Genomic DNA, 6,826 nt, shown 5'->3' with positions numbered 1-6,826 from the left:
GTCCAGAAGTTCCTTCTCAATAGCCATGCGATGATTCTCTCCTTTCCATCATCATGGCCTCGCGCACAGAATTCCCGACAGTCCCCCGCGCATTGGTCAAGGACCGTACCGCCGCGCAGAACAGGCAGAAGAACCTGACCATCCCGCTTTTGAAGCGCCAGGCCGAGCAGCGGCTCAGGCAAATCACCACCCAGATCAATGCGATCGACGCCGAATGTCGTACGCTGGTCGCCCGCGAGCCAGATCTTGTCCGTCGCTTCGACATCCTCACTAGTATCCCAGGCCTTGGCGAAGTCACAGCCTTCGCCATCATCGCCGACATGCCGAAGTTGGGAACCCTTGCCAACAAGCAGGTCGCAAGCCTCGCCGGCCTCGCACCGGTCGATCGCCAGTCGGGGCAGTGGAAGGGCAAGTGCTTCATCCGGGGAGGAAGATCGTCGGTCAGGCAGGCGCTCTACATGCCAGCCCTCGTCGCGGTCCGTTTCAATCAGTCACTCAAGACAAAATACCAAGACCTCCGAGACGGCGGAAAACCTGCAAAACTCGCCTTAACCGCCATCATGAGAAAGCTCGTCTTTCTCGCTAACGCCCTCATCAGGGACGACCGGAAATGGTCGCCATCCCTTCCTTGACCAAGGCGGATACTCTAGATGCATTCGACAGGCGTTTGACCGACGAAAGCTTAAGCCCCCAAGATGCCGCGGCCTATGTCAAGTGCTGCGAGGCGAGTATGATCGACGCGTTGGTGCCAGGCTTCTGAATGATAATCACGACGATGGTAGTCATTCTCGACGATACAAACACCCTTCGGCCGCGATTTCGCCAATAGCAATACCGCAGAAACGTGCCACTTTGGCGGACGATCTGCGCGCTCCGAAGGCAGAAGTTACAGGTTCGAATCCTGTCGGGTGCAGCATTGCCGCAGTTCGCTTGCCGACAACTATTCCTGCTGGAATTGACAGGGCCAATCTTCAGGCCTCGTCAAGCCAGAAGGCAACTCGGTCCGGGCGTCTCCGCAAGCCATGTTGAGCTGCCACTGGGACAGACCCGCCGAATTGGAAAGATCGACACCCTCGATACGGGTCAGAAAGAAAAAGGCGCGGTCAAAGTCTATCGGCGCGGTGAACCTCGCTCCTCGGAAGTCCGCCCGTGCGAGATTGGCAAACGAGAAGCGGCTGCCGCTGATATCGGCGTCATGGAACTGCGCACGCCCCAGTTCTGCCTTTGTGAAATCAACATTGGTCAGATTGGCGTCCTGGAAATTCGAGCGCTGCATTTCCGCGCTCGCAAACACAGCGCCCTGCGCGTCCATACGGCTGAAGTCGGTCCTGTAGCCCTCGATTCTGTCGAACCGGGCGCCTTTGGCGGTCGAGTCGGCCAAGGAAGCACGCACAAGAGTTGCCTTCTCAAGATTTGCCGCACGGAGATTGGTGTTCCTGAGGTCGGTCGAAGTGAAATCAACACCGAACAGGTTCGCCCCGCTCAGGTCCTGTCCATCTAGGATGAGAAGCTTCTTGTCACACTCTTGCCAATTGACGCCAGGCGTCGCGGCTGCGTCGCAATTTTGAGCGGCAGCGGCGTTCTGCCAAGCAAACACAGTGCAAACCGCTAGAACCAAGCCGGATGTGCCGTAAGCTCTGGTTCGCCTCAAAGTCATTGTTGCTGGACCTCTGCTACTCGCCGACACTCACCCTTACCACATCTGCTGACACTCGAGCCACGGTGACCACTGCCGTCACAGTTGGCGCATTTCTCATATTCAAGCTTTGATGTTGATCAACAGATCAACCCGCGCGTAGGGCGCGATTTGCGAGCGCCTCCCCATATCGGCGGTCCAGCAGAGATTCATTTGTCACCGGCCAGGCGCATCATTCCGTAGGTATGCTTGACTAAGCCGAGGAGAGCGGTCGTTCAGGCTGGCGAAGTCGCGTGCCAAGATTGGCCTCCGCTCTGGACGCTTGTCTCGCTAATTGGGAGCCTGCTCGAGTGCAGACCGCCAACCGCCGGCGTCCGCTGCCGACAAGCGTGAATCCGCTTGGTTCCGCACCGGTCGGTACTTCCCGACGGCGAGGTTGACCCGGCACGGGGTGCTAGTCGCACTGACGGCATTGCTTGACGACGCCGTTATCTTTCTAGGAAATGAGAGTGGTTCCATGCATCTGGCGGCATCAGTAGGGACTCCTGTCGTCGGCCTTTACGGCTTGACACCGCCGGACATTTGGGGGCCGCTCGGAGTTCCGCATCGGATCGTGGCGCCTCGGCTGCCCTGCCAATGCGCTGCTCCCAACTTGTGCAAGCCGAACAATCCCGGTGGCGTCTACTGTGTGCATCGCGTGCGAGTAGAGGAGGTCACCACAGCTACCCTCGACCTGATCGAGTTCGAAACGCTCAAATCAATACCGAATCGTTAAGCTCAGCTCAGCTAGTTCGTTGAAGCGGCGGACCTAACAACTGGCCGGATCGACGGCGAGCGGCCTAGGTCCATCAGATCAAAGCCGGGCCTCGATCCAGAACCGAGATATCGTAAACTACACTCTGCGTCTCATGAACGGCCAAGTCAGCAAAATACCCCTATTCACCCCCGCCGTCGGTTACTGCTCATCGCCTTGAGATAGCCTCTTGCGAGTCGACAATCGCCTCCCGCGCTATGACAAGGTCTTTCCGGGTGAGAGCATTGCATTCCCTCGCAAGCGCGATTCGAACCGTTATTGCGCGTTCATTTTCCGCAAGACGGCAGCGCGTTCCCGGATAACGAACATTCGATCCCAGCTAACGGCAATCGCATCCCACATAACGACAACGGATTTCCCTGTTAATTCACCGGCGGCCGCGAATATTCACGCAAATCTGGTCGATATTCCCTGACGCCTCGCGCAGGAAATCTCCCACTAAGTAGCTGACATCGCGACAAGATATTGATGTTCTGCCCGCCCAAAGCGCGCATTCGCACAAATACCCTGCTTTTTGCCTGTTAGCAGGAAATATCAAACGGAGACTGGTTCGCCACAGACCGGTCGGTTCACCATGCTTTCAATAGGTTACCCGAGGGATGCATCGGTCATCAGCCGTGGACGCGTGCAAGGAAGTCGCGCACCAACGCAAGCGCCTCATCGAAATGGGTTTCCAGAAGCCAGTGGCCGGCGCCATCGAGGAGGTGGAACTCAGCTTGCGGCAAGTCGCGTTTGTAGGCGCGGGCCGATGCGGCCGGCATATAGCCGTCCTCGGGACCCCAGACGATCAGTGTCGGCGGTTGCCGTTTGCGCAGATAAGCTTGGTATTTCGGGAACCAGTTGAGGTTCCCCTCCAGCTTCTCCATCAGGCCGACCGCAAGCCGCCGACGGGCTGGCGTGTCCATCAGAGGCCAATGGAGTTTCCACAGATCCGGTGGCACGCGCTCGGCCACGGCCTCGCCAACTTCACCGATGAACTCGTGCCGGAAGCCCTCCTCGCTGACCGCATCTTCCAGCGGGCGATGCTTCTCGGACGTCTTATCGTTCCAATACATCTTGATGGCTGCGTATTTCGGGCCGAGCACGTCTTCGTAGATGTCGCCGTTCTGGATGATAAGCGCGGCAACGCGCTCCGGATAGGCGATGGCGTGGCGCAATCCGATCTGCGAGCCATAGTCGTGCAGCCACAGCGCATAGCGGGATAGGCCGAGCGCGTCAGCGAAAGCCGCCAGAAACCCGGCATAGGCATCGAAATCGTAGCCGAATGCAGCCATGTCGGGCGTGGCGCTGTAACCGAAGCCAGGAAAATCCGGCGCGAACGTGTGCCAGCGATCTGCCAGTCCAGGCATCAGCCTTCGAAACTGATAGGACGAGCAGGGATAGCCGTGCGGCAACAGAAGCACCGGAGCGTCGGCCGGGCCGTCCTCGCGAAAGAAAATAGCGTCTCCGTTAACTTTGACTTGGCGGTGTCGCAATTTTGCCTCCTCGATCGAAAGGCTGCAACCTCCCGCATCCCGTTGTTTACGATGCTCTCGCTGGAAGGTTCCGTGGAAAAATAGACGCGGCAACTGACTTCCAAAACACAAATACGGTGACAGTGCACTTTGTCTTGTTCGCGCGATTGTCGCTTTCTGTACTGCTCCGCTCGGCCAGTCCGGGCATGAGTTCGGGCCACGTGGTCCCCGCACCGTCCAAGGCCAATTCGCAAACTTATGACCAGGCGGAGGGTTCCCGGTCGCGCCGTTGAAAGCGCCAAGGAACCTGCCGCCGATCAGATCGTTTCGCGGTATCTGGCCAGATCGACAGCAACGGAGGAGAGACATGCTCGAAATTCTGCATGCTCACAATCGCGCGACACCGAACATCGGCCGGCTCGGCCAGTTCGGGCTTTGGCACGATGCTGCGTGACGTCGACTACGTCCTGCGAAAACTCGACTGGTTGCGCGCCGAAGGCATCTGGCCCAACGGCTTGCGATATCTGTGGACCGATGCATTCGGGGTCGTGCTCTACGTCTCGCTTTACACAGAAACTGGCGAACAGCGCTGGCTGGACGCGGCCGAGCGGCTGGTCGCCGATGTCGAGCGTGTGCTCGGCCGCCGGCGCGGACTGAGGATCGGCGAAGCGGCCGATCGCGACGGCCAGTACTTCCACTATCTCGCGATGTGGCTGTTCGCCTTGGCGCGCCTCGGCGATCTGAAGCCGGAATACCGCAAGCGCGGCATTGCGCTGGCGCGTGACATTCACCCGGCATTTGTGGTCCCCGGCCGCGGTGTGATCTGGAAGATGCAGGAGGATCTAAGCAGCCCATATCCTGGCTACGGTCTCGGCAGCATGGATGCCTATGACGGCTACGTCTCTTACCGGACGCTCGATGAGGACGCACTGGCGCCCGAGATCGCGCAAATGCGTGATCTGATGCAGCGCGATTGGCGCACCCTCGACATCGAGCAGGACCTCGGCCTCGGCATGATGCTGTGGCTCGCCCATTTCTTTCCCGACGAGCCGTGGGCCGAGGCCCAGACGAGGCGTTCCCTGCGAACCCTGGAAACGATATGGGTCGACCCGCCCGGCTATTTCAGCCGTGCGCCATGGCTGGGCGACACCAAGTTCGCCTTCACCAATTACGGCGTTTCGCTCGGCCTGCAGGCCGCCGGTATCTGGCCGGGGCGTGTCGATAGGCTGAACGCCTTCTTCGAGGACTGGCGCTCCGGCGACGAATACGACCGCGAGGCGATCACGTGGGTGATGGCCTGCACCTCACATCTTCCTGGTGCTTTTCTGACCCGGGGCGGCGAGACAATGATTGAAAGCGACCAAGCTCGGGAACGTTCCTCTGCCGGCGCGGTTGTCGATGGAAGTGCACCGAGACGCAAGGAACGCGGTTGAAATGGCCATTCTCTTGGGAAAACCGGGAAGCTGTTGGGTGGCGGCAGCCAGATCCACGAACTATCCCCAGCTCGAAGGTTCGATCCATGCGGACGCCGTTGTCGTGGGGGCTGGAATTGTCGGGCTGACGACGGCGCTTCGGCTTTGCGAGGCGGGCCGATCGGTGGTCGTCCTCGAAGGCCTGCGCACGGGCGGCCAGGTGACCGGCCGCTCGACGGCCAAGATCACCACGCAGCATACGCTGATCTATCGTCATCTCATCGACACTGTCGGCCGGGAGTTGGCCCAGGTCTACGCCGATGCGAATTCCGCCGGCGCCCGACAAATCCGCGATTGGGTTAACAACTACGCCATCGCCTGCGATCTCGAGAGCAAGGAAGCCTATACCTACACCTGCGACGATCGCCGGCGCGCGGAGGTCGCGGCCGAGGCGGAGGCCGCGCGCCAGGTCGGGCTAGAGGCCGAGGTTCTCGAACGCGCACCGCTGCCTTTCGAAACGGCCGCGGCATTACGGTTCCCCGACCAGGCGCAGTTCAATCCGGCGATGTATCTGGTTGGTCTGGCGGAAGCGGTGACGGCCCGTGGCGGTCGGATCTTTGAAAACAGCCGCGCCACCTCGATCGACGAAGCAAGCCGCTGGCGCGTCGTCACCGATGGCGGCGCCGTTGATGCCGGGCACGTCGTCGTCTCCACCAACATGACGGTGAAGAGCCCCGTCGGCATGGCGAACCGGACGCAACCGCGCTGCCACACCGTGATGGCCTTTCGGACCGATGATCCCCTCCCTGTCGACGGCATGTTCATCGGCATCGACGAGCCGACGCATTCCATTCGCACAGGCCGTGATGCCGAAGGTCCACTACTGGTCACGCTTGGCCCCAAATTCAACACCGGCTGGGATGGCGACGTGGCGAAGCGGTTTGTCGAACTGGAAAAATGGACAAGAAAGAACCTTCCGGTCGGCGACGTCGCGTGGCGCTGGTGCAATGAGGATTATGATACGGCCGACAGGATCCCATACGCCGGCGAACCCGATCCCAAGGCCGCCGGCTTCCACATTGCCACGGGCTTTAACGCCTGGGGCATCACCAACGGAACGGCCGTGGGCACGATGATAGCCGACCTGATCTGCGCCCGCCCGAGCCCATGGCAAAAACTCTACGATCCGGCGCGGCCCTATCCCGAGGACTTCCACAAGAATGGCCGCAGTCAATCGATCGTCTCGAGCACCCACGACATTGCGCCCGGCATGGGTGGCGTGATCGTCAGGGGAGACGAAAAGATTGCGGCCTGGAGAGACACCGAAGGCGCACTCCAGGCGGTTTCGGCGACCTGCACCCACAAAGGCTGCACCGTAACCTGGAACAATGCGGACCACACCTGGGATTGTCCCTGCCACGGCTCGATCTTCGCCGCCGACGGTTCGGTCATCCACGGCCCTGCCCGAAAACCGCTTGCCCAGATTACATTGTGAAGGCGGCCACTGTGA

General features: G+C 60.2%; 6 protein-coding genes. 4 read left to right on the top strand and 2 right to left on the bottom strand.

Going from position 1 to position 6,826, the window contains the following annotated elements; genetic code table 11:
* Positions 1-53 precede the first annotated feature (53 nt).
* Positions 54-632, top strand: coding sequence for a transposase (locus NKH29_RS05300; RefSeq protein ID WP_352999157.1), 579 nt, complete (start codon positions 54-56; stop codon positions 630-632).
* A 308-nt stretch (positions 633-940) separates the two neighbouring features.
* Here the strand turns inward: NKH29_RS05300 and NKH29_RS05295 are convergent, their stop codons facing one another.
* Entirely contained in the window at positions 941-1,657 is a 717-nt protein-coding gene (locus NKH29_RS05295; RefSeq protein WP_352588401.1) for a pentapeptide repeat-containing protein, read from the bottom strand.
* 430 nt (positions 1,658-2,087) lie between these two features.
* On the opposite strand from NKH29_RS05295, the gene NKH29_RS05290 reads away from it, so the two are divergent.
* Positions 2,088-2,411, top strand: coding sequence for a glycosyltransferase family 9 protein (locus NKH29_RS05290; RefSeq protein WP_352908503.1), 324 nt, complete (start codon positions 2,088-2,090; stop codon positions 2,409-2,411).
* A 650-nt stretch (positions 2,412-3,061) separates the two neighbouring features.
* Here the strand turns inward: NKH29_RS05290 and NKH29_RS05285 are convergent.
* The gene (locus tag NKH29_RS05285) at positions 3,062-3,925 is read right to left on the bottom strand and encodes an alpha/beta fold hydrolase (RefSeq protein WP_245278662.1); all 864 of its coding nucleotides are present in this window, start codon (positions 3,923-3,925) and stop codon (positions 3,062-3,064) included.
* A gap of 362 nt (positions 3,926-4,287) precedes the next feature.
* Between NKH29_RS05285 and NKH29_RS05280 the strand changes: the two genes are divergently transcribed.
* A complete protein-coding gene (locus NKH29_RS05280) occupies positions 4,288-5,337 on the top strand; it encodes a hypothetical protein (RefSeq protein WP_352999155.1) in 1,050 nt (349 codons plus the stop codon).
* 1 nt (position 5,338) lies between these two features.
* The gene (locus NKH29_RS05275; RefSeq protein WP_023720887.1) at positions 5,339-6,811 is read left to right on the top strand and encodes an FAD-dependent oxidoreductase; all 1,473 of its coding nucleotides are present in this window, start codon (positions 5,339-5,341) and stop codon (positions 6,809-6,811) included.
* The last annotated feature ends 15 nt before the right edge of the window (positions 6,812-6,826 follow it).

The sequence above is a fragment of the Mesorhizobium sp. M1295 genome (genome assembly GCF_040318135.1).
GTDB lineage: Bacteria > Pseudomonadota > Alphaproteobacteria > Rhizobiales > Rhizobiaceae > Mesorhizobium.
Note: the sequence above shows the minus strand (reverse complement) of the source record. Positions and strands in the feature narration are given on the sequence as shown.

Coding starts and splice junctions, on each gene's coding strand:
- NKH29_RS05295 (WP_352588401.1), bottom strand. CDS start 1,657: ATGACTTTGAGGCGAACCAGAGCTTACGGCACATCCGGCTTGGTTCTA.
- NKH29_RS05275 (WP_023720887.1), top strand. CDS start 5,339: ATGGCCATTCTCTTGGGAAAACCGGGAAGCTGTTGGGTGGCGGCAGCC.
- NKH29_RS05300 (WP_352999157.1), top strand. CDS start 54: ATGGCCTCGCGCACAGAATTCCCGACAGTCCCCCGCGCATTGGTCAAG.
- NKH29_RS05280 (WP_352999155.1), top strand. CDS start 4,288: ATGCTCACAATCGCGCGACACCGAACATCGGCCGGCTCGGCCAGTTCG.